The following is a 23,905-nucleotide window of genomic DNA, read 5'->3' as shown; positions in this document are numbered from 1 at the left end:
GATGCGTGTATTTGCAGTAGAGGATGATGAGCAAATCGTTAAGGAGATGCAGTCCCGCCTGAAGCAATGGGGATTTGAAGTGATAGTGCCGGATGATTTTAATGATATAATGTCTTCGTTCAGAGAAGCTGAACCGGGAATTGTGCTAATGGATATTCAGCTTCCTGCATATGACGGTTACTACTGGTGCCGCCAGATTCGCAGTGAGTCCACTGTGCCGATAGTTTTCTTATCATCGAGGGACCACCCGCTTGACGTCGTTATGGCGATGCAGCTTGGGGGAGATGATTATATACAAAAGCCATATAATATGGAAGTGCTCACAGCGAAGCTTCAGGCAGTAGCCCGGAGGACGTATGAGTATCAGGAGCCCCCGCGTAAAAATCCGTCCTGGAACGGGGCTACGCTCCATATGGAGAAAGGGCTTCTTATCAGAGGAGAGCATACTGTGGAGCTTACTAAAAATGAATTATACATATTAGCGATTCTTCTGGAGCATCGCGATGAAATAGTGACGAGAGATGCACTGATCAGAAAGCTTTGGGATGATGAACGTTTCGTCAATGACAATACGCTGACAGTAAATGTTGGCAGGCTCCGCCAGAAAGTAGCGGATATAGGACTTGAAGGGGCGATCGTAACGAAGAAAGGACTCGGCTATATGGCGGTGACATTAGAGAAATGAAAATGTGGAAAAGATATGTGAGAGAGCGGCGAAGCTGGATTGCCGCTTTTACTGTTGTGCTCCTTTTTTCCAACCTCCTCTTTTGGCTTGACGGAGGTCTCGATATGAGTGGAGTTTCCGTCTTTTACTTTAATCTTGTGCTGGCAGTTTTGTTCATTTTGTTTTTCGCCTGGCGTTTTAAGCGGGAGACAGCTTACTGGAATGAGCTTGAAAAAATGGGGGAAGAACAGTTTTCCGCATGGGCAGAGCTCCTGCCCGAAGCCCGCTCTCCACTGGAAAAGGCAGTGAATGACGTGCTGCTTCAAGGCCTTGAGATGGCCCGGGAATCTGCAGATGAGATGGAAAAACGATACGTGCTGAAAACGAGTGACATTGAGGCCTGGGTTCATGAGATGAAGACGCCCTTAACAGCGATGAAGCTGCAGCTGGAGCCGAATCTTGCCGACGAACGTTTCCGGAAAATCGAAAGGGAATGGACAAGGTTGTTTTTTCTCCTGGAACAGCAGCTTTATCTAGTGAGGCTCCCCTCCATAGAACATGATACAGTGATGGAGAAAACGACGGTGAAAAACCTTGTTTTTCCTGAAATTAAAGCTTTCTCGTCTATTTGCCGAGAGCGGGGGATAGGTTTTGACGTGGAGGGGGAAGAGATGGAAGTTACGACGGATGTAAAATGGGGCAGATTTATTATCCGCCAGCTCCTATCCAATGCGATTAAGTACAGCCCGGATGGTTCTGAAATACTAATAAGAGCTAAACATGATGGTGCTAACCATGTCCTTGAAGTTAGTGACACAGGCAGCGGCATCGAGGCAAGGGATCTGCCCCGGGTATTTGAAAAAGGCTATACAGGCCAGGCGGGACGGAAACGGAACGCTTCTACGGGGCTTGGCCTCTATCTGGCTAAGAATGCCGCTGACCAGTTGAAGATCTCTTTATCCGTCCGGTCTGTGCCAGGAAAAGGGACCACTGCCGCAGTCCGGTTTTACCAGCCTGATCATTTCCAGGCTCCGCTTCGCTCTATGTGACAAAACTGTCACGTTAAAAGACTCGATTGTCAGCTAAATCGAACGAATGCCGCAGCAGAAAAAAGTAAGATATTGATAGAAGGATAAATTGGAGGGAAACACTATGGCTGAAAAACAAGAATCAGGACAGCCGCTGCTGGTGGCTAAAGATATTCGTAAAGTATTCGGGTCGCGTAAACGGACAAATGAGGTTTTAAAAGGTCTGGATTTAACCGTGGAACCCGGGGAATTTGTTGGGGTGATGGGAGCTTCAGGGGCTGGGAAAACCACTTTCCTGAATGTGCTCGCAACCATTGACAGACCAACGTCGGGAACGATAACTATTGATGGAAAAGACATTGTGAAAATGAAAGATAAAGCACTTTCTAAGTTTCGCAGAAGCTCGCTCGGTTTTATTTTTCAGGACTATAACCTGCTCGATACTCTGACGGCAAAGGAGAATATTCTCCTGCCTCTGTCACTCGGGAACCCATCGAAAAAAGAGGCGGAAGAAACGTACAGCCAGCTCGTCAGAACCTTGTCTATTGAGGACGTGGGAGGACATTATCCACATGAGCTTTCAGGGGGGCAGAAGCAGCGGGTATCTGCAGCACGGGCATTGATCCATAAGCCAAAAATTTTATTTGCGGATGAGCCTACAGGTGCGCTTGATTCTAAATCAGCGGCCATGCTCCTTGGAAAAATGGAGGAGCTGAACCTCAGACAAAAGGTAACGATAATGATGGTAACACATGATCCTCTTGCTTCGAGTTACTGCAGCCGGGTTTTATTTCTCCGGGATGGCAGGCTCTACACAGAACTGTACCGCGGGGAGCGGACGCGCCAGGAGTTCTTCAGTGACATTTTAAATGTACAAGGGGTACTGGGGGGAGAAGTCCATGCGTCTCACTGATCTTGTCCGGAGAAATATGCTGCAAAATATGAAGCAGTATTATCTATATTTTTTCTCGCTCATCTTCAGCATTATGCTTTATTTTATATTCAGTACTCTCCAGTATGATGATGTGATCAGCACGGGGATTCAGGAATCCGATTCTATGAGCAGTGCATTCTACACAGGAGTTATCTTCCTGGCTGTTATCATTCTTGTGTTTGTCCTGTACGCAAAAGCACTGTTTTATAAAAGGCGGGGCAGGGAAATCGGGCTGTACCAGTTAATCGGTTTGTCTAAAGGGCAGGTCTCCAGAATGCTTATAATCGAGAATTTCCTGCTTCTCGCAGGAGCGGCTGCTGCAGGTACAGTATTAGGCCTTATTTTTGCCAGGTTGTTTCTGCTGCTGTTTGTAAAAGTCCTGCAGGTTGACGCAGAGGTTACACTGCAGTTTTCCACTGAAGCGCTTCTCCAGACAGGGGTGTTATTTCTTCTCATTCTTGTACTGACAACAATTCAGATCGTCTTTATTATTCGAAAACACACGCTTACTGAGTTGTTTCGGTCCAAAGAAGAAGGAGAAGGAATCAGGAAAGTACGCCCGGTGACACAGGCGGTTTTGGCCATACTGGGCCTTTTGCTGACAGGGTTTGGCTACTGGCTTTCCGGTAATATGCTCAACCAGTTTTTATTCATTAACATGCTTGTGGTGCTATTCACAGTAATATTCGGGACGTTTTTATTATTCAGTGTAACAATCAGCTGGCTCCTGGGTCGGATCAGGAACAGGGCGGACGGGCATTTATCGTTTAAAAATGCCTTGTCGATTGCTCCTGTAATTCACCGGATGAAAAGTAACGCAAAGCTGTTGACGCTGATTACAACTCTTTCTGCGGTAACGCTTACTTTAGTGACGGTCGCTTATTCCCTTTATTATTCATCGGCAGAAGAAGCGCGCCAGATGTATCCCCATGATTTTCTATTTACGGAAGACGGGTGGGAAGAGGCGGCAGAATTTGTGGGCAGGCTGGACAATGAAGGAGTTGAATACTCAGCCGTATCGATTGATACAGTAGCAGCAGATGTATCATTAAGCAATTTCAATCAAGGCTTTGGTTTTGAAATGGAAGAATGGGAGTGGTATCTCAGAATTGCGCCGGAAAGCCAGCTTCAGTCTGCAGGCGTAGACGTGGAAGTGGCTGAAGGGGAAGGGGTGTTCTTCGGAACGTTTGGCCCTGACATGGATGTGAGTATGGCAACGGCAGCAGTAGGGGACACAGAAATAGCTATCGCAGAAGGAAGAAATTTCTACGCACTGAATATTGATACGAATAACGGTCTTATTGCTGTAGATGAAGAAACATTTCAGTCCATTGATCTTAAGAGAGAAACGTATACGGCGGTCAACATAGCAGATAACGACGCGCGGGAACGAGCAAACGAAGTATACCACAGTCTTTATCCCCTTGAAGACGGATCTACGGGACTCCTTACTTTTGCAGACCAGATGCGGAGTGCCCTGGAAATGACCGGTATGTTTATTTTTATAGCCGGATTTCTCGGTGTCGTTTTTCTCGCAGCGACAGGAAGTATATTATACTTTAAACAGATGACAGAAGTGGAGGATGAAAAAGGGAGCTACAGGACACTGCGCCAGCTTGGATTTACTGTAGAAGAAATGCTCGGCGGAATCAGCCGCAAACAGCTGCTGTTTTTCACGCTTCCGCTGGCGATAGGACTACTGCATAGTTATTTCGCGGTCCAGTCGGTAAGCTTTCTGTTCCGTACCAGCATTGTTGTGCCAGTCGCCATCTGCCTGATTGTATACTCCTTGATTTATGCTTTTTTCTATCTGCTCAGTTTAGTCAATACGAGGCAGGAGATTAAGTCGGTGCTCGGCAAGTAAAAATATGAAAATGAAGTTGCCGCCCCTCAGTCCGTTTGTTTAACGGGTTAAGGGGCGGCCTTTTTGTTCCGCTACTTCTTATATGAAAGTGCCTGTCTTCCAAGCTGGACCCACGCTTTTTCAAATTCGGAGCGGGGAACAGGCCGGTTCGGTTTGTCGTGGAGAGGGTCATTGATATAAACATTTTCCTCATCAAAGCCTGTAACGAGCACACTGTGCATCCGGTATGTAACTGCCAGTTCCCCATGCTTCGTCTGCCAGTGCTGAAAATGTTTTTCCTCCAGCTCAGCATATGTATCATTCGTGATAACCCAGACCGGAAGCCCATTTTTGACCGTGGAAAAAATATCGTCAAGTTCGCACCCCGTTAAATTTATCATTCTCCCGGGAAGGTATTTCTCCCCCAGCTCTATAATGGGCTGATAATATACTCCGAGCCCGTCTGTTTCAAACGAATACATATCTCCGACAAAGCCATCATTCAGGTGCCCGTGCAGCCCGTCAGCTTTAAAAGGAACTTTCGTTACCTCTCTTGCAAGCTGCATTTTGTCAGGGTTCAGCCCGGCATGCTGAAGAAGCATCGCCAGGCTTGTCACCTCACAGCCTCTCGGAAGCTCGGGCATCTGTTCAATGAAAGGTGTGTCAATAATGGTTTCAGTCATCACAGTATCCCCGTTTCTAAAATGGATTTGTCGCCCACATTTGCGCAGTTTTAATAAAAGTCCGCTGTTCCAGTTTCAGCTGATGCACCATGTATTCCGCAAGGTCTTCCGCCTGGGTGAACTTGTCCGGATCACGTTCCGTATTCTCTTTGCCCCTGGTCATGTCAGTTTCCACGAGGCTTGGAGTAAGGACGCTCACCCGGATATTATGAGGACGGACCTCCTGCATGAGTGCTTCACTCATTCCGATAACCGCGAACTTTGAAGCACTGTATGCGCTTGAGCCTTTCGTGCCTTTTAACCCGGACATAGAAGAAATATTGATGATATCCCCTCTATCTTTTTCAATCATTCCCGGGAGTACGGCTTTCGTGACATGGACAATCCCCATCACATTAATATCCAGCATCTTTTTCCACTGATCTGCAGTTAAATTGAGAAACTTGCCGTATGTACCAATTCCAGCGTTATTGATGAGAATATCGATCTGGCCAAGTTCAGACTCGATTTTTCGCACCGCATGCTGCACTTCTGTTTCGCTTGAAACATCGGCTGCCGCAGTAACAAAGGTTGCATCAAGCTCAGGGAGTTCCTGGTTTATTTGGTCAAAACTCTGCTCAGTCCGGGCAATGAGGCCAAGCTCCACTCCTTCTTTAGCAAGAGCAAGTGCTGTTGCACGCCCGATTCCTCTGCTTCCGCCGGTAATAAGCGCCTTTTTCCCTTTTAAAGATTGCATTTATTCATCATCCTTTCGGTTTGAATGTTTATGTGGCTTGTTCTGGGAATCACGTTATCGAAATAGGAGGTTTCATTCTCGAAAAGGCAGGCTTCATTCTCGAAATCAGGTGTTCCATTCTCGAAGTGGGATTCTATTCTCGAAATCACGCAGTCCATTCTCGAAAAGGCAGGGTCCATTCTCGGAATCAAGTGTCCAATTCTCAAAGTTGATTGGAGCAGCAGTTCCAACGTGCAAAATAAATACTTCAATTAATGAACAGCCACTCACATGGCATTAATTAAACGATACCATACAAAATCGTCCTCTGCGAAAGTAAGCGTACTGGGGGCACTCCGCCACATTGCACACCTAACCTAACTTAATTTTATAGGAATGGTCCGGATGCTTATATACAAGCTCGAAGTTGCCGTCTTTTTTCAGTTCGTCGTCTAATTTTTGCGGCGGGAACCATAAGCCTCTTCGTTCGAACTCATAGCCCGCCCCGTAGTAATAGCAAAACCAGACGAGCTTTGAACAGTAAATCGTTGTCTGGGTATCTTTAAATTTACTGGCAGGAATATACGAAAAAACAGGGATACTTTTTCCTTTAGCTATATTTTTCTTATATTTTCTGTAATATTTCAGGCCCCAGTCTACCGCGGCGATGCCCAGGGTCTCATCCTTTGGCCGATAATGAGCATACCAGTCATGCTCTTCGAAAAACTTAGCAACCGGATTCACCGCAATGCTTTCCGGGCCGATATCTGATTCAAGAACCTGCTCCTTATTGATCAGCATTGCAGCATGGCCGATATAGCCAGGAGGAACCCCTTTAGAATTATCGCTTGCGACTAAAATGTCACCTGGCTTATAATTCACCCCCCGGGCATGAGGGAGGCCCCGTTTCTGTATTGTAAAATGATAGGTTTCTTCCACTGGATATAGGCATCCAAAGTAATTTATTACACCAGCAATCTGAAGCAGGTGTGTACCGCCGGGCAGTTTCCTCGTTGGCAAAATTAAAGTTTTGCCTCTTACTAAAGGGGTGACTGCCTGCCCATCTATAAATATTTTAATGCCTGAAAAACTCAAAGATGGCACTAGCTGTATAATCAGCTGCTGTTTCCCTTCAAAGACGTTAAAATAATTCATTCCGGGCACTCCCCTTTCCTTTTCTATACATAAGTATGATTCAGGGGGAGTGACCTGAACATGTTTAGTGGGGAGGCTTCATAAAATAACGAAAAAAATGCCCGGCATTTGCAGATTTACCTGCTTATGCCGGGCACAGACTTATACTTATTTTTTTGCAATACGTACGCGGTTTGTTTCTCCCGCTTCTGCAGAGCCTTCTTTTTCGATGACAACATATTCGTCGTCAGCTAAGTTTGTGAAGACGATTGGTGTTACAGAAGATGTTGCTTCGTTTTTCACCACGCCGAGGTCAACCTCTAAAAGCGGCTGGCCTGCATCGACTGTCTGGCCTTGTTCAATAAGTGCTTCGAAACCTTTTCCTTTCAGATTAACGGTGTCGATACCAACATGAATCAGGATTTCCTTGCCGTTATCTGTCTGAAGGCCGATCGCGTGCTTCGTAGGGAACAGGTTAACGATCGTTCCAGCTGCAGGAGCAGTAACAGTGATTTTTCCGTCTGCTTCTGAAGGATCGATAGCAAAGCCGTCACCCATCATTTTTTCAGCAAACATTTTGTCAGGTACTTCTGAAATAGGAACCACCTTACCTGCCATAGGAACTGCGAGCTGCATATCTTCTACAGACGCTTCTGCAGGAGGAGGTGAAACAGGTGTTTCTGGTTCTTCTTCCACTACCGGAGTTTTTCCGGAGATAATATCTTCAATCTGCCCTTTGATTGTTTCTGAACGAGGGCCGAAAATAGCCTGGATGTTCTTGTCTACTTGCATCACGCCGGAAGCGCCAAGCTCTTTCAGACGGTCTTTCTGGACTTTATCAATATCTGCTACAGAAACACGCAGACGAGTAATACAAGCATCCAGGTGAGTCAGGTTTTCTTTTCCGCCAAGAGCTTTAAGAACGTTATAAGGAAGTTCTGTGTTTCCGCCCTTGCCTTTTTTCGTGTTGCCTTGAACAGCGTCATCATTTTTCTCACGGCCTGGTGTCATCAGGTTGAACTTCTTGATCATGAATGTGAACAGGAAGTAGTAAATAACCGCGAATACAAGACCGACGAGAATAACGATCCACCAAGGCTCACGGCCAGGGACAACACCGAACAGGAAGAAGTCAATAGCGCCCCCGGAGAACGTGTACCCCATATTAATATTAAGGTAGTAGAGAATTACGAATGATATACCATCCAGCACCGCATGGATAAAGAACAGAAGCGGTGACAGGAACAGGAATGAGAATTCGATTGGCTCTGTGATACCTGTTAAGAAAGAGGTAAGTGCCGCAGAACCTAATAATCCTCCTACAAGCTTTTTATTTTCCGGACGGGCCTGGTGGTACATGGCAAGCGCCGCAGCCGGCAGACCGAACATCATGATCGGGAATTCCCCGGCCATAAAGTGTCCCGCAGTAAGCTCAACTCCGTCACGAAGCTGGGCGAAGAAAATGTTCATATCCCCACGGACAATTTCTCCTGCTGCGTTCGTATACATCCCGAATTCAAACCAGAACGGAGCGTGGAAAATATGGTGGAGACCGAATGGAATTAATAAACGTTTTACAAAACCGAAGAAGAATACAGCGACAGCCATCGCTTCTTCCATAAGGAATTGTGAGAAGTTATTCATTCCTGTCTGGATCGGAGGCCAGATAAAGAACAGAGCCACACCGACAAAGAAAGCAGAAAACGCAGTTACAATCGGCACAAATCGTTTACCTGCAAAGAATCCTAAGAATGCCGGCAGTTCGATCGTGTAATACCGGTTATATGCCCAGGCTGCCAGTGCACCGATAATGATACCCCCAAATACACCAGTCTGGAGTGTAGGGATACCAAGGACGAGAGCATAGGCAGGATTTTCCCCTGATACTACTTGCTCAAGGGTCAGGCCGCCCATTACTCCCATGGTAACGTTCATAACGAGGTAACCGACAAGAGCTGCCAGTGCGGCAACACCTGCTCCGTTAGTTAGACCAACGGCGACCCCGAGGGCAAAGATGAGTGCTAAGTTGTCAAAAATTATTCCGCCGGCAGATTCCATCATTGTTGCCAGGCCGGTAAAAAAGTCATTTTCGAGGAACGGCATAAGATTGACCATGTTCTGGTTTCTCATCGCGTTACCGAAAGCGAGCAGCAAACCGGCAGCCGGAAGGATAGCGACCGGCAGCATCAGTGATTTACCGATACGCTGCAGCTGTCCAAATGCTCTTTTAAACATATGTAACATCTCCTTTTTAGTTTTTTGCAAATGATAATCAGAAAATAAGAAAGTATAAAAGTTTCTGCGAAAGCTTCTTCCGCTGTAAATCTTTCATTGCAACAAAAAAGGCATGAGTGAAAAAGTAATACAGTGGTGGCATAAAAGGAAGGTCAACCAAATTAAGGTTAATTTCCCTCAGAATCCACACACTATACAACCTTTTCGCTCATGCCTGCTTAACCAGTAACACGGAAAACGTTATAGTTGGTGTTATACATTATTGCCGGCCGGCAGAGCCATTTCAAAAATGGTTACCTTTTCATTAATCTTTGCAAATGAAGTGTCAGATAAACTGCTTCAGCATCTGGCACCGGCTTTTTTATTTTTTGCTGCATGACTTTCATCAATTTCCAAGACAGATTGTAGCATAAAGGATATTGTTCCTGCAAGACATTTTTTAAAGTTTCCTGTTCTTCCATAAAATCCCCGCTCTGCACTCGTTCAATGGCATGGTGTATGTGACGGACGAGTCGGAGGTAATTCATGTCTGTTTTGTCTACTGTAATCTTCAGGCTGTCCTCAATGATATCTACAAGGTGAGCAACAAGCTGAGTATCCTTATTAATTTCTGCCAGATCACGGTTCGTCAGAGCGCTGTGAATATGGAGCGCGATAAAACCAATTTCCCCTTCCGGAATTGTGAGATCCAGCCGGTCGCCGAGGGATTCCACAATTTCTTCCGCCATCGCATATTCTTTCGGATATGCAAGCTCCGTTTCTTTGCGGAACGGATTTTTGACCCCAAGCCCTTCTCTGATTCGTTTTATGGCAAAAAAAAGATGGTCAGTGAGGCCCACATGTATATGTTCGTTCAACTGGACTTTAAACCGTTCCTCAATTTTTGTTATGATGTCATCCATTAGCGCTATAAACGATTCATCAACATATTCAAGGAGCTTCATATATTGCTTTTGTTCCTCGGTGTTTTTCAGCACAAAGAACTTCTCGGCCTGCTCGCCGGCTACAGTATCACCTGGACGCTTGCCGAAACCGAGCCCCTTGCCGATTAAGATAATCTCTTCATATTCCGGATGCTCAGCAATTATAACGTTGTTATTTAATGCTTTTCTTACGTGAATCACAGTTCTTCCTCCATATATATCAGGCCAGCCGGCCAAAATTTATAAAAATTATGATATAGCTCAGGATACCTTTTTTTCTTTGAAATAGAAAGATTAAAGCGCTTTCCATATTATTACATGGTTAAGCCCGTCGGGATAAAAAAACGAAGAAACGGGTAAACACAAACTGAGAGTTGTCCAGTTCAGAAATCATTTTTTATCATGAAACCAGTCAAAAAAGCCAGAGGTGAGCAACGATTAAAAAAGTATTATCAGTGATAGCTTTAGTCATTATATTGTATGCTGTTTACGCGTTTATAACAGCTGTAGTAATGTTTCAGATTGCAGGCTATGAAGAGGAAAGCTATCCTGCAGAAGAACGTGATATTGAACGTTTTTACGGAGAGGAAGAGTCGGTTGACCGTGTAGCTTTAATTGAAGGCAGGCTGGAATCGAAAGCTGCCCGGAATAATATACGGGAGTCTGCCCAGGAGACCTTGGATATAACTAATTTCAAACTGAATGAAGGGTCCGCAGCGGAAATGTTTTTTGCAAGCGTGGTGGAAGCTGCCGACAGAGGGGTGAAAGTAAGAATTCTGTTTGATGGAATATTCCATTCATTGCGGGGCGAACAGACAGATATTGTTTACGCAATGGCCGCCCACCCTAATATTGAACTGAAATTTTATGAGCCAGTAGATCTGCTGCGCCCGTGGACGCTGAATAACAGGCTGCATGATAAGCTGGTAATTGCAGATGATAATCTGGCGATGATCAGCGGCAGAAATATTGGCGACAGATACTTTGCTCCTGAAGGTTATGATAATGCGACAAATGACAGGGATGCTGTAGTTTACAACACTGAGGATGCAAGCTTTGGAGACAGTGTGATATATGAGGTGAAAGATTATTTCGAATATGTATGGAACCATGAATACTCTCATGATACTTCAGAAGGTCTCTCTGAAAGGCAGCTTGAGGCAGGAGAAGAAAGGCTTGCTGAATTTAGAGAGCAGCTCGAGTTTTTCCATGAGGAGTACGCTGAATTTTTCCACCAGGAGCTTGATTGGGAAGAAATGTCCCATCCGACGAGGAATGTAACTTTCATTCATAATCCTATTGAGCGGATGAACAAAGATCCATGGGTATGGAAGGACATTACCGCTTTAATGGAGAGTGCAGAGGACTATATTTTTATGCAAAGTCCGTTCATTATCCCATCTGACAAAATAATGGAACATCTTGATACGGATAATTTAACAGCCGGACAGGTGGATATTCTAACAAACTCCCTTGCTGCCAGCCCTAATGAAACAGCCTGGTCAGGATGGTATGGACACAGGGAGGAGGTAGCTGCTTCTATGGCAGATGTTTACGAGTATCAGGGGCCGGTCGACTCCATACACGGCAAGACTTTTCTGATCGACGACCGAATCAGCATTATCGGTTCTTTCAATCTTGACCCAAGAAGTGTCTATCTCAGCACAGAAAGTATGTTTGTTGTGGACAGTGAGGAGGTTAACGGGGAGCTTCGGGATTTTGTTGAGGACAAGATGCAGTACGAGAGCCTTAAGGTAGCCGATGACGGGTCGTATGTTCCAAATGAAAATGTGGAGGAAGAAGACGTTCCCACTTCCAAATATCTCAATATGTGGTTTCAATCCCTTATAACCAGGTTTTTCGAGCATATGCTGTAGGATGCTTAAGCTGACAGCACTTCCGGAACAAAAATAGAAATCTCAACCAAAAAAAGCAGCCCAGCCGCTGCTTTTTTTGCATAGGACCGACTCAGAAAATATCCTCAAGAGAAGAGTGGTAAAAACAGTCTGTGAGCCATTCGCAGTTTTTGGATAAGCGATGCTTTTTATTTATGGGTACTTTAAACTTTTTAATAAGGAAAGCAACGGAACATACTGACAGGAAGAGCGTTGTTAATGGCCTTTTAACAATTAGTTTGCTGTACATAAACATTTTCAAATAAAGCAGAGCAGACCAGAAGATTGTCCAGCCATGCTTGTACTGAAGGAGCTTTTGTTTATGAGCAATATATTCTGTAATACTCGAAGCTGTTACCCATTTGATCACATGCAGGAATTGTTTACTTAATGTGGATGGGTACCTGGATAAAAACGACAGGACTAATAATGGAGTAATAAAGAATATGTGCATTATCCTTAGCAGTTTCCAGTTGGCCCCGACAGGAGGGAATTCCCAGACAAGGTGTCTACTGCAAAGATAATAATAAAAAATATTTACCAGACCGACGTACCCTATGTTTTTATAATATTTCGGGAAATCGCGCCAGGTTTTGTTAAACAGATTCAGCAGTACAATCAACAAAATTATTGCAGCTTGTCCTTTGATTTGCTTATTTTTCATGGTATGCTCCTTAACTAAGTTTCTTAATAGTTAAGGTGTGTAAATTATTACAATATATGTAAGTTTCGGGCTGTGAAAATTTGTAAGTTTTTGATGGTGCGGGGGATTTCTTTGGAACCATCTTTCTTTTAAAACGTAAAAAGGAGTATATATTTAGAATCCTGAAGCAAAGGGAATACAGATAGAAGAATGGTGATTGCTGAATAGCCAGGCAAGTTATCATCCGATTTTTACAGAAATGAGGTGTTTAGTGTGGCAGATTCCCCAAAAAACAGAAGCAAAGATTACGAGCAGATGGAGGACCTCTTCAAATATATGTACGAAAGCTTAAATAAATCGAAGCTGTCAGGGTCCATGAAAGATAAAATTGTTGATGAAATAGGAAAATTAAAGTCATTTACTGTTGATGCGAGAGCACCAAGAATCGCTCTTGTAGGGAGGAGAGGCTCTGGGAAATCGAGTCTGATTAATGCTATCTTCGGTGAATATAAAGCAGAAGTGGGGGACATCAAATCTAAAACCGGCCGGGGCAAATGGTATACCTATGAAGGCGAACTGGGAGAAATGGAAATTCTTGATACGAGGGGGCTTGGGGAGTCGGAAGCACCGGACGAGGAAACTTCAGCGGCGGATCCAGTCTCCGAGGTGAAGGCTTCTATTAAAGAAAAGTGCCCGGACGTGATCTTATTTTTAGCAAAAGCAAAGGAAGTAGGGGCAAGGATCGATGAGGACGCAGTACAGCTCCTTGACCTGAAAAAAGAAGTAAATACGATTCATGATTACGATGTTCCTGTAATTGGCGTCGTAACACAAGTGGACGAGCTTGCTCCCCTGTCTGACAATGCCCCTCCGTTTTCCAGCCCGAGAAAGCAGGAAAACATCGAGTATGCTGTGGAGATGCTGGGGGACAAGCTGGAAGAGATTGTTTCCACACCGATTAAGGTTATTCCGGTTTGCTCTTATATGGAATTCGATAACGGGGAAATTGTCTACGATCTCAGATGGAATGTAGATGTGCTGGTGGACTATCTCGTAAAGGAGCTTCCCACCGAAGCCCAGGTAATCCTTGCTAAGCTGTCAAAAATAAAGTCTGTTCAGAAAAAACTGGCCCGTAAAATCGGCAAAGGGGTCGCCGGTGTGACAGGGATTGTGGGCGCTTCGCCAATACCAGGCTCTGATATGCCGATTATCACGAGCCTGCAGATTTCCATGGTCGGCTCTATAGCAATGATCGGCGGAACAAAGATTAATAAAAGAAAAATAATTGATTTTATCGGTGCACTTGGCGTAAATGCCGGTGTCGGCTTCGCGCTTCGGGAAGTTGCCCGGCAGGCGGTGAAGATCTTCCCGGGTGCAGGCAGTGTTATTTCCGGTTCACTGGCAACAGCCGGGACTTACGCACTGTGCGAAGCAGCAATTAAATACTTCATAGACTACCGCTCTGCAGACGAAGCGAAGAAAACGTTCGAAAAAGAACTGGATGCAAAGCGGGAAGAGCTGGGGTAACGAAACAAGCTGATCCAATTAGGTGGATCAGCTTGTTTTATTGATTTAATTTGGGGTTTTGCAGGTAGTTATACTGGTGCTCGGAGGCTGGGAGATGATTTATTGGCGAAGTTGGGTGGTTTATCGGCGAGTTTTTAAATTTATCGGCGAAATTTGAAATTTATCGGCGAAATGGGAGGATATATCGGCGAACCCCTATTTTATCAGCGAACACGCAAGCGGTAACGTAAAAGCGTCTCACGTACCCGCTCGGAAAAAATCCGAGTCAAAGCGGTAACGCGAGACGATGTTACTCTTTCATATTTCAAACGGCTTGCGCTTTTTCTTTTTTAAAACGGCCCCCAGTTAATCATAACCGCAAAGGATAACATCAGTACGGCGATCGCCACCCAAATCAGGAAAAGCGGGAATACCCATTTTACCCATTTTGTCCACGGTACTCCTGCGACAGCGAGGCTTGCCATCAGGATTCCTGATGTTGGGAAAATACTGTTTGTCAGCCCGTCACCGAACTGGAACGCCTGGACAGCTACTTGTCTTGTAACTCCAACCATGTCGGCTAGAGGAACGAGCATCGGCATGGAGATCATCGCCTGGCCGCTTCCTGAGTTAACAAGGAAATTCAGAAGGGCGCTTGATACAAACATACCAATGGCCGCGAGAACCGCCGGAAGCTGTTCTAAAGGTACGGACAAACCGTACACGACAGTGTCCAGTACCTGACCATCCTCTAAAACTACGATTACTGACCTTGCCAGTCCTACAACAAGAGCGCCGTAAGCGAGCTTTTTTGCCCCCTCAAGGAAAGTGAGCGCAAGCGTATTGTAATTCATTCCGGCAATAATCCCAGCGCTGATACCTAAGAAAATGAAGAATGCACCCATATGATTGATTGTCCAGCCAAGCTGGATAGAACCGTAGACGAAGAAGATTAATGACAAACCGACAAAGGAAAGCAGCAGTTTGTGCCTTAAAGTGAAGGGAGCTTCTTCTTCCCCCGGACCGTCCTCATCTTTATACACACCAATGATGCTCTTCGAAGGATCGTTCATTATTTTTTTCGTATATCTCCATGTGTACCAGATGGTAATGGATAAAATAATTACAAAGACTATAATTCTTAATATTGCTCCTGAAAAAATAGGCAGTTCGGCGATCCCCTGAGCGATCCCCACTGTATAAGGGTTGGCGAACCCAACATTGAATCCTGCAAAGTTAGCTCCGAATGTAATAGCAACTGCAACGATCGGGTCAAGCTTTAACGTTCTCGCAATGATCACCCCGATAACCACAAATGCGATGACAGCGTTAGCGACAGCTCCTACCGCTCCGCCGATTGCAAAGATGGTGGAAACAATGGCAATCATCCAGAATTCTTTCCCGCGGGTGAGTGCTACTGCCCGGTCGATTCCTCCTCTAAGTGCGCCGGAGCGTTCGATAACTTCAAACGCTGCTCCGGTAAATAAAATCATAAAAATAATGTCGGCTGACTGCACCATTCCCATTTGGATGGCCGTAAATATATCCATCAGCCCGAGCGTTGCACCTTCAGTCAAAGAAAAAGTGCCTGGAATGACACGTTCCACCCCGTCGATCGTTTCTCTTTCAAACTGTCCGGATGGAAGCAGAAATGTAGAGATTACTGAAACTAGCAATACTGTAAATAAAATAACGTATGTATCAGGCATTTCCCATCTTTTTTTGCCGTTTTCCGGCTGCTGAACCTCTGGCTGATCTGTTTTCTGTGTCAAAAATGCTCCTCCTTTTGAATAGTGAATTTGTCGAAAAAATGAACTTATGTACGAAAATGATAGTTTTTATTATACCTTTTGAATTTTCAGAATCAAGGGGTAAGTTTGCATGAATATGCAAGTTTGTGGTTATTTACGTATGTTTGGAGGAGTTGTTTCGCGCTGAAAGCTAAAAATCGGCTGACAGCTTCCTTGAAGGAAGGCCAGCCGGGTTTACAAGTCAGTAGAGGGAATCCGTACACCAAGTACGCTAAAAAAAGAAGCGTTTATAAACTCTGTCATTTATTCCTCCTGTAAATTATACTTTTTTATCTTAAGGTAGAGAGTGTTTCGGCTAATCTGTAATAGTTTAGCAGATCTGCTTATATTCCAGCCTGTAGATTTGAGGGCCGTTTTAATAGCTTCCTTTTCGGTATTAATAAGAGCAGTGTTTTCAGGAAGCCCGGCTTTATTTTGCTGTTCATATATATCTTCAAACTTAAGGTCTTCCGCTGTAATTTCATTATCCTCTGCCCAGAAAGAGGCTTCCATAAGAATGCTGTTAAGTTCTCTTACATTACCTGGGTAGTGGTAAGATAGTATTCTTTGCTGTGCTTCCCTTGATAAGTAAGCAGAAGGGTTGTCCAGTTTTTTCATTAAATGAGTGGCCATTTCAAGAATATCGGTCCGCTTCCGGAGCGGTGGTATAGTAATAATTATTCCTTTCAGCCGGTAATACAGATCTTCCCGGAATCGCCCGTTGAGAACTTCTTCTTTAAGATTTTTGTTGGTGGCTGCCACGATTCGCGCATTGATCAGTACAGGCTTTGTCCCTCCAATACGAGTCACCTTTTTTTCCTGCAGCACCCGCAGCAGGGCTGACTGGGCCTTTAATGACATATCCCCGATTTCATCGAGAAACAAGGTTCCCCCTTTTGCGACTTCAAATTTGCCAGGTACTCCTTCCTTCTTTGCACCTGTGAATGCGCCTTTTTCGTAACCGAAAAGTTCACTTTCGACGAGGCTCTCAGGAATAGCGCCACAGTTTACAGCAATGAAGGGATTATCAGAACGGGGGCCTCTTGTATGCAGAGACTGTGCAATCAGCTCTTTTCCTGTTCCGCTTTCACCGTAAATAATTACAGGATAATCTGTATAAGCCGCTTTTTCAGCCAATTTCTTTACTTTTATTATTTTCGGGCAGGAGCCGGCAATATCTCTGATGGTGTAGAGACCCTTGTTTTCCGGAGATTTATTAACAGGCCTGTTTAACGAAATAACAGTGGAATAAATTCTTTTAGTGTTGTCTGTGACAACCTCAGAAATACAGTCTAGTTTTTTATGAAATTCTTTGCCGATACAGTCTTCACCTAAAATAGACCGGGCAAGATTATTAGCTCTTTTAATAACGTTTTCGTTGTCGATTGAAACAAGGGGAACCGCGGAAAGGGCAGCCGTAGCTTCCATCTCTTTTAAAGCCAGCAGTTTTTCGTTGTTAGTACGGGACAACAGAAGCTGAGTCTGGATTGTATCGGATATGACGCTTGTTAAAGAGATGGTGAAGGGGTGATAAAATTCTTTTCTGGCGCTCACGTTTACAGCCCCGATAAACTCCCCGTCCGCTGAATAGATGGGGCTCGCAGCACAAGTGAGAAACTGGTTTTTAATATGAAAGTGCTGATCTGCATGGGTAATAACAGGCTTCTTTTCATAGATTGCCACTCCCATGGCATTAGTGCCCTGGTTTTTCTCAGACCAGTTAGAACCTATCGCAAGGTAACTGTCTTCATTTTCCATACCTAAACTTCCGGTTTTATAGAGAATGGTCCCATGTCTGTCAACAATGACAGAAACCAGTCCCTTCCTGGCGCTATTTGGATATAGTTTTTCGAATGCAGAAGCTGCGTTTGTAATCAGGTCTTTATTTTTTTCAAGCACTTCCTTCAATCTTTTCCCTGTTAAAACCTGTTCATTTACAGGGCCGGAGGGGGAAAGTCCAAAGTTCTGACAGCGCTTCCAGGAACGGTCAATTAAATTACTCTGATCTGTAAGGTTATTCAGTGGCACCTGTTTTTCCTCCCTTTATACAGTAAAGTAAATCTGTTCCTTTAATATTATACAATGATTTTATACTATTCGGAATATTATTGAAAATACTGTCCTAAAACAGGACAGTTGTGTTAAGAGATTTCACATTTTATCGAATCCAGCTATGTTAAAACACGTCAAAAAAACAGCTTTTTTCAGTTGGCATGAAAGTTGCATTAATAGAGTCAATGAAAGGCTGATTTTTTATATAAGGGAGGAAAAGGAAATGGCAGAAAACAGAGCAGTGGCTTATATGGAACCAGGTAAGGTGGAGGTGCAGGACATAGGTTTTCCGGATCTCGTCTTAAGGGACGGCCCGGGGGTAAACCCTCTTAACGTCGGCCGCAAATGCGACCATGGGGTTATTCTTAAAGTTGTTACCACAAACATATGCGGGAGCGACCAGCATATGGTACGGGGGAGAACAACAGCTCCATCAGGGCTCGTTTTAGGGCATGAGATTACAGGAGAAGTGATTGAAGTGGGCAGGGATGTGGAGTTTATTAATAAGGGAGACCTCGTATCGGTACCTTTCAATATTGCCTGCGGCAGATGCCGGAGCTGTAAAGAAAGGGATACTCATATTTGCGAAAACGTGAATCCTGACCGTCCTGGTTCCGCTTACGGGTATGTGGATATGGGAGGATGGGTCGGAGGCCAGTCTGAATATGTAATGGTCCCCTATGCTGACTTCCAGCTGTTAAAATTTCCGGATAAAGATCAGGCTATGGAGAAAATCCGTGATTTGACAATGCTTTCCGACATCTTTCCAACAGGCTACCATGGAGCAGTCAGTGCTGGTGTAAAACCAGGCTCGACAGTTTATATTGCAGGGGCAGGACCTGTTGGTCTGGCAGCGGCTCATTCAGCACAATTATTAGGTGCTTCTGTGGTTATCGTAGGGGATTTAATTAGCGAAAGACTGGAACAGGCTCGTAGTTTTGGCTGCGAAACAGTAAACCTCCGGGAGCATTCGGATCTTGGTGAACAAATTGAACAAATCCTTGGAGTGCCCGAAGTAGATTGTGCGGTAGACTGTGTAGGTTTTGAAGCATCAGGGCACGGGGCCGACGCGGGAGAATCGCCTGCTGCGGTACTTAATTCTGTTATGGACGTTACTCGGGCAGGGGGGCGCCTTGGCATTCCCGGGCTCTATGTTACGGGAGACCCAGGGGGGATCGATGAAGACGCCAAAATCGGCACATTAAAAGTCAGGTTAGGTTTAGGCTGGGCTAAAGCTCATACATTTGTTACCGGACAAACACCGGTTATGAGATACCATAGAGAATTAATGTCTGCTATTTTAAGCGGAAGAGCCCAAATTGCCAATGCGGTAAACGCCACTGTTATTTCTTTAGAAGAAGCACCGAGAGGATATCAGGAGTTTGACCAGGGAGCAGCCAGGAAGTATGTAATTGACCCTCACGGACTTGTTAAATAGGGGGTTAAAATGGATTCTCCGGTTTTGGTGAAGAGATGTATCGCTGAAGGTATTGGAACAGCGCTGCTTGTGCTGGTTGGCGCAGGGACCGCTGCGTTCAACGGAGTAATTACGGCAAATAATAATCAGCCGGCAACACTCGCTGATATAGGCGTAATAAGTTTTGCGTTTGCGATTATTGTGCTGGGTATGATCTATACAATTGGCAGAATCTCTGGCTGCCATATAAACCCTGCAGTGACTGTAGGTTTAGCGTCTTCGGGAAACTTCCCCTGGAAAGAAGTACCGGCATATCTGGCAGCCCAGTGCATCGGAGGATTAATCGGGGCTTTCGGAATTATTGCTGTTCTTGGAATGGATGGTGTCCAGGCTGGAAATCTTGGAGCTACCGTTCTTGCTCCGGAAACAAGCTATGTACAGGGGATTGCCATTGAAGCGATTGCAGCATTTATCCTGATGTTTGTGATAATGGGGATAGCTGTAGCTCCAGGAGCACCTAAAGAATGGGGTGGCCTGGTCATCGGCCTTACCGTAGGAGGAATCATTATGCTTATAGCAGGGGCTACCGGCGGTTCTTTTAATCCTGCCAGAACACTTGGTCCGTACGCAGTAAGCAGTATATTCAACGGAAATATTAACTGGGTTCAGTTTCCTGTCTACGTCATTGGACCTGTCATTGGGGCAGTGGCAGCTGCTTTTACGTATAAAGCCATATCCAGTCCGGAACGGAAAGAGGCGGAAGTGGCTGTGCCTGGGGACCCGCCTGGCAGGGAGGCAATAAAACAATAGGATAAACATATAAAAAGGCTGGCTGGCAGTAGTCAGTCTTTTTAATTTGCCGGCAACTATACCAAATGAGAGCTTTGTAAAAACTATAAAAACAACTTATCCCGGATGGCGATGGCAGTCAGCAGACATACCTTCCCTGCAGGAGAAAAATCTGTTTTATCAGAATTTACAGGATTATCATTTTTCAAAAAGGGTACAGGTATTTAGTAAATTACAGGCGTTAATTTTGACATGCTTTTGAATCGATGATCGGAAAAATAAATCCAGCGGGAAGAGGGTGCTGTCCGGATGAGTTCTTTTTCAAAAAACAATAAGCTTTCCGAAGAACAGGTGGAAGTTTTTAACGGCTCGGGGATCGAATCTCTGGAGGAAAAGAAATCAGTCAGGAAGATCACAGAGGAGCTGCAGAATATGGGTGTTGATGCTGATATTATCAGTGGACGGAAAAACCTGGAGAGTGAGACATAATTTAAACAGTAAAAACGCCAGAGGATTTCTGCTCTGGCGTTTTTTTCGGAGAACTTTAATCAGCTTTTTTTAAAACCCAGCTCGGCCAGGGCTTGCTGAAGATTTGCCCTTGTCGGGATATTCTTAAAGTCTATCCCCAGATTAGTCACTGTCTGTGCAATGCTTGGGCGGACACCGCTTATGATTGCTTCGATTCCTAACAATTTTAAAGCGGTAATGATAGAAAATAACTCGTTGGAAACCATGGTGTCCATGACAGGTACCCCGGAAATGTCAAAAACAACATACTCCAGCCCCATTCGGGAAGCTTCACTTAAAGCCACATCCTGAATTCTGGCTGCACGGTGAGTATCGATTGCTCCTACAAGGGGGATTACGGCCAGCCCTTTTGCTACAGGAACTACCGGAACAGAAAGCTCTTCAAGAGCGGTGTAAGCTTCATCTGCCAGTAAACGGCTGTGCTTATCATGCCGTTCTCCTACAATTCTCATTACTAAATCACAGACGCGGTTAATTTTTTTTGAAATCTCGATGACCGCCATAGGAGTAATTCGGTTTTGTTTTAATTCCTCGTCGAAAAAGTCCCATATCATCGGCTGATAAAGTGAGATGATCCTTAAAGCTTCTGATAAGGAAACATTATATTCCAGCGTGAGCTGGGCAGTCTGTTTCGCCCATTCCTCAACTTGCTTTGTGACCTGATCCTCATTTTTGTAGAGTACTTCTCCGCAAAATCGGATTAAGCTGCCTCTCAATTGCAGATACTCTTCCGCCGGCATGCCATTTTTTCCAAAGTGTTCATCGGCATGTTTTTCTATTTGCTTACTGAATCTCCGTGCAAGTTCTTCCTGGTTTTCGACTATCTTCTTTCCTATGTAGTGGAACTCTTTATCCATCCAATTCCCCTCTCTGTTAAATGTTTATGATCAAGGTCAGTATATACGTGGTGTATTCTTCAGCAGGCTTTTCCCTTATTTATGTATGAAAGCGAGGGCTTTACCTGCCGTTAAGTTTAATATTAAAAAATCGGTCCTCTTTAACGGCAGTATAACATGTTACAAAAGTATTACCAAAGGAACGCCCTTATAAAGGCAGACACCTGAAACCATCTGTTCTGCCTGCTTAAGTCCGGTGAAATAAACAAAAACAAGCATTTGAGCAGTATGTTTCCTGCCAAATGCTTGCGTAAAAAATTTTGGTTATTTTTCCTGCTCTCCTGAAGAACTTGAAGGGGCAGCCTTATTAATCATAATCTACGTATACTACTTCGCCTGTGAAAGCGTCGATATAAACTTCCGCGTCATCATCACCGAACTCAATTTCTACTTCATACAGGAGCGTACCTTTCTTTTTTTCCAGTTCAATATCATCAATATAGCCTTTACCTATATGGTTAAGAGCAATTTCTCCTGCCTGCTGGGCTGAAATTCGCTCTCCGGAATCGGAGTTATCGGAACTTTCCGCTGATCTTCCGGATTCATCGCTTACGGATTCAGAGCTGGCCGCTGAAACAGAAGAGTTAGTTTCTTCTGTTTTCGCAGAAATCTTATTTAATACTTTTTTAAGATCGGAATCTATTTTTACAATTTCTCCTGTTTCTGCATCGACATATACATCCCCGTCTTCATCGAAAACTTCCACTTCTATTTCGTACACGAAGCGGCTGTTCTTTACTTCCAGCTCAATATCATCAATTTCTCCATCAGGGAATTGCTCTTTAACAAGATTTACTGCTTCATCAACAGAAACACTGACACTGTCGGTGAGAGGTGTTTTCAGGAGGTCGTCGTCAATCTTGAGGACTTCCCCTGTCTGGGCATCAATATCAAAATCATAGTCGTTGCCCCGGTACTCTATTTCTACTTCATAAATCAGAATCCCATCTTCCCGGTCTAATTCCACTTCTTCCACTTTACCGTCAAGCATGCTTAGAGCGATGGATGCTGCTTCCTCTTTTGAAATCTGGCTGGCCCCATTGTCTTCATTTCCGTTTTTTATTTCTGTGGGTTCCGTTGCTGTGGTGAGGTTTGCTGCAGGAATGCTTGCTTCCCGTACATCGTCCCCAGCGAAAGCCATCATGGACGTGCCTCCAATAATAAATGCACCTGTTAAAATTAAAGTAAGTTTCTTCATCGTTTAGTTCCTCCTTGTGTGATTCGTTACTTTAACTATAAACAGGGAAGATGAAAGAACCCTTAGAGAAAAATGAGAAAATGATGAGAAATTTAACCCCCTTCTCTCAAGCTCACATTTATCTCAATAAAATAACAGGGACAGAGATATTTCTGGAGAAATATTAATAGTGTGAAAAACGCTGTTAATGGGAGATTAAAATTGCCAGACCATAAATAAGCAGCCGAAGGGATAGGGTGGGAAGGATGAAAATTGTTATTTATATGTACAATGGAGTAACTATGCTTGACGCGATAGGACCTTATGAAGTTTTAAGAAATATTACAGATGCGGAAATATTGTTTGCTGGTGAAAAAACAGGGGCAGTAACAGCTGACTCAGGTTTTGTAGATGTCAATGTAAAGTACAGCATTCAGGAGATACAACAGGCAGACATTCTCATTATTCCAGGCTCGACCATTGGTTTTGTTGAAGAAATGAAAAAAGAGCATGTACTGGAATGGATCAGGGAACTGGACAAATCTACAAGATGGACTGTCTCCGTGTGCTCCGGTTCTATGCTGCTGGCATCAGCGGGATTGTTGAACGGATTAAAAGCAACCTCCCATTGGAAACCAATCAATCTGCTAAAAGAATATGGGGCTGTCCCTGTAAGGGAAAGAATCGTTGAACAAGGAAAATACATTACTGCTGCGGGGGTTTCTGCAGGAATAGATATGGCACTCCATTTATCGAATTTGGCAGCTGGGGAAGAAGAAACTAAAGCTATTCAGCTCGCAATACAATATGATCCACAACCACCTTTTGACTCTGGCGATTTCTCTGGGGCCGACGTTAAAACTATCAAGATTGCAGAGAAGAAATTAGCAAAAGATGCAAAAAAAAGTCTCGGGTTACTGGGAATGATTAAACACTCAAAAAGTATCCTTAAAATGATGAAATAATCCAGACAGTTGTTATAAAGGACCAACGATATTTAAGAAAGCATACAGAGGTGGGGGGAAACAGGCACGGGAAATATACTCCGTGCCA

The 23,905-nt window shown here is 44.4% G+C and carries 20 protein-coding genes; 10 read left to right on the top strand and 10 right to left on the bottom strand.

Features of this window, described 5'->3' with window-relative positions; translation table 11 throughout:
• Position 1 precedes the first annotated feature (1 nt).
• From BK582_RS02650 to BK582_RS02635, 4 genes are all read left to right on the top strand, one after another.
• Positions 2-685, top strand: a complete 684-nt coding sequence (locus BK582_RS02650; protein ID WP_078592845.1) for a response regulator transcription factor — start codon at positions 2-4, stop codon at positions 683-685.
• The gene (locus BK582_RS02645; RefSeq protein ID WP_078592844.1) at positions 682-1,713 is read left to right on the top strand and encodes a sensor histidine kinase; all 1,032 of its coding nucleotides are present in this window, start codon (positions 682-684) and stop codon (positions 1,711-1,713) included. Before BK582_RS02650 ends, BK582_RS02645 begins: the two co-directional genes overlap by 4 nt.
• A gap of 103 nt (positions 1,714-1,816) precedes the next feature.
• Positions 1,817-2,605 carry an ABC transporter ATP-binding protein gene (locus tag BK582_RS02640; protein ID WP_078592843.1) on the top strand — a complete coding sequence of 263 codons (789 nt, stop codon included), beginning with the start codon at positions 1,817-1,819 and terminating at the stop codon, positions 2,603-2,605.
• The gene (locus BK582_RS02635) at positions 2,592-4,490 is read left to right on the top strand and encodes an FtsX-like permease family protein (protein WP_169910765.1); all 1,899 of its coding nucleotides are present in this window, start codon (positions 2,592-2,594) and stop codon (positions 4,488-4,490) included. The genes BK582_RS02640 and BK582_RS02635 overlap by 14 nt, the downstream gene beginning before the upstream one ends.
• 71 nt (positions 4,491-4,561) lie before the next feature.
• Here BK582_RS02635 and BK582_RS02630 read toward each other — a convergent pair whose 3' ends face one another.
• The 5 genes from BK582_RS02630 to glcT all read right to left on the bottom strand — a co-directional run bounded on the left by BK582_RS02630 (position 4,562) and on the right by glcT (position 10,360).
• A complete protein-coding gene (locus tag BK582_RS02630; protein ID WP_078592841.1) occupies positions 4,562-5,152 on the bottom strand; it encodes a C39 family peptidase in 591 nt (196 codons plus the stop codon).
• A 16-nt stretch (positions 5,153-5,168) separates the two neighbouring features.
• Positions 5,169-5,888, bottom strand: a complete 720-nt coding sequence (locus tag BK582_RS02625) for a 3-ketoacyl-ACP reductase (RefSeq protein ID WP_078592840.1) — start codon at positions 5,886-5,888, stop codon at positions 5,169-5,171.
• 351 nt (positions 5,889-6,239) lie between these two features.
• The gene (locus BK582_RS02620; RefSeq protein ID WP_078592839.1) at positions 6,240-7,022 is read right to left on the bottom strand and encodes a hypothetical protein; all 783 of its coding nucleotides are present in this window, start codon (positions 7,020-7,022) and stop codon (positions 6,240-6,242) included.
• Between the two features lie 147 nt (positions 7,023-7,169).
• A complete protein-coding gene (gene ptsG / locus BK582_RS02615) occupies positions 7,170-9,236 on the bottom strand; it encodes a glucose-specific PTS transporter subunit IIBC (RefSeq protein WP_078592838.1) in 2,067 nt (688 codons plus the stop codon).
• 293 nt (positions 9,237-9,529) lie between these two features.
• Positions 9,530-10,360, bottom strand: coding sequence for a glucose PTS transporter transcription antiterminator GlcT (glcT, locus tag BK582_RS02610; RefSeq protein ID WP_078592837.1), 831 nt, complete (start codon positions 10,358-10,360; stop codon positions 9,530-9,532).
• Positions 10,361-10,614: 254 nt separating this feature from the next.
• Here glcT and BK582_RS02605 point away from each other — a divergent pair, with 254 nt between their 5' ends.
• Positions 10,615-12,036: a phospholipase D-like domain-containing protein gene (locus BK582_RS02605; protein ID WP_078592836.1), complete on the top strand. Its 1,422-nt coding sequence runs from the start codon at positions 10,615-10,617 to the stop codon at positions 12,034-12,036.
• A 91-nt stretch (positions 12,037-12,127) separates the two neighbouring features.
• Here the strand turns inward: BK582_RS02605 and BK582_RS02600 are convergent, their stop codons facing one another.
• Positions 12,128-12,718, bottom strand: coding sequence for a CBO0543 family protein (locus BK582_RS02600; protein ID WP_078592835.1), 591 nt, complete (start codon positions 12,716-12,718; stop codon positions 12,128-12,130).
• 252 nt (positions 12,719-12,970) lie between these two features.
• On the opposite strand from BK582_RS02600, the gene BK582_RS02595 reads away from it, so the two are divergent.
• The gene (locus tag BK582_RS02595) at positions 12,971-14,224 is read left to right on the top strand and encodes a GTPase family protein (protein WP_078592834.1); all 1,254 of its coding nucleotides are present in this window, start codon (positions 12,971-12,973) and stop codon (positions 14,222-14,224) included.
• A gap of 329 nt (positions 14,225-14,553) precedes the next feature.
• On the opposite strand, the gene BK582_RS02590 is transcribed toward BK582_RS02595, so the two are convergent.
• Both BK582_RS02590 and BK582_RS02585 read right to left on the bottom strand, forming a co-directional pair.
• Positions 14,554-15,912, bottom strand: a complete 1,359-nt coding sequence (locus tag BK582_RS02590; RefSeq protein WP_078597758.1) for a YfcC family protein — start codon at positions 15,910-15,912, stop codon at positions 14,554-14,556.
• 345 nt (positions 15,913-16,257) lie between these two features.
• Positions 16,258-18,021 (bottom strand): sigma-54-dependent Fis family transcriptional regulator, encoded by a 1,764-nt coding sequence (locus tag BK582_RS02585; RefSeq protein ID WP_078592833.1) that lies wholly within the window; start codon positions 18,019-18,021, stop codon positions 16,258-16,260.
• A 247-nt stretch (positions 18,022-18,268) separates the two neighbouring features.
• Here BK582_RS02585 and fdhA point away from each other — a divergent pair, with 247 nt between their 5' ends.
• From fdhA to BK582_RS02570, 3 genes are all read left to right on the top strand, one after another.
• On the top strand, positions 18,269-19,483 hold the full coding sequence (gene fdhA, locus BK582_RS02580) for a formaldehyde dehydrogenase, glutathione-independent (protein ID WP_078592832.1): 1,215 nt from the start codon (positions 18,269-18,271) through the stop codon (positions 19,481-19,483).
• Between the two features lie 9 nt (positions 19,484-19,492).
• Positions 19,493-20,272, top strand: coding sequence for an MIP/aquaporin family protein (locus BK582_RS02575; RefSeq protein ID WP_078592831.1), 780 nt, complete (start codon positions 19,493-19,495; stop codon positions 20,270-20,272).
• Between the two features lie 288 nt (positions 20,273-20,560).
• On the top strand, positions 20,561-20,740 hold the full coding sequence (locus tag BK582_RS02570; RefSeq protein WP_078592830.1) for a hypothetical protein: 180 nt from the start codon (positions 20,561-20,563) through the stop codon (positions 20,738-20,740).
• 59 nt (positions 20,741-20,799) lie between these two features.
• On the opposite strand, the gene BK582_RS02565 is transcribed toward BK582_RS02570, so the two are convergent.
• On the bottom strand, positions 20,800-21,636 hold the full coding sequence (locus tag BK582_RS02565; protein ID WP_078592829.1) for an STAS domain-containing protein: 837 nt from the start codon (positions 21,634-21,636) through the stop codon (positions 20,800-20,802).
• Between the two features lie 346 nt (positions 21,637-21,982).
• Entirely contained in the window at positions 21,983-22,873 is an 891-nt protein-coding gene (locus BK582_RS02560; protein ID WP_078592828.1) for a PepSY domain-containing protein, read from the bottom strand.
• Between the two features lie 245 nt (positions 22,874-23,118).
• Here BK582_RS02560 and BK582_RS02555 point away from each other — a divergent pair, with 245 nt between their 5' ends.
• Positions 23,119-23,817, top strand: a complete 699-nt coding sequence (locus tag BK582_RS02555) for a DJ-1/PfpI family protein (protein WP_078592827.1) — start codon at positions 23,119-23,121, stop codon at positions 23,815-23,817.
• The last annotated feature ends 88 nt before the right edge of the window (positions 23,818-23,905 follow it).

It is taken from the genome of Evansella clarkii, from assembly GCF_002019695.1.
Lineage (GTDB): Bacteria > Bacillota > Bacilli > Bacillales > Salisediminibacteriaceae > Evansella > Evansella clarkii.
The sequence above is the reverse complement of the archived record's forward strand: the minus strand, read 5'-3'. Positions and strand labels throughout refer to the sequence as shown.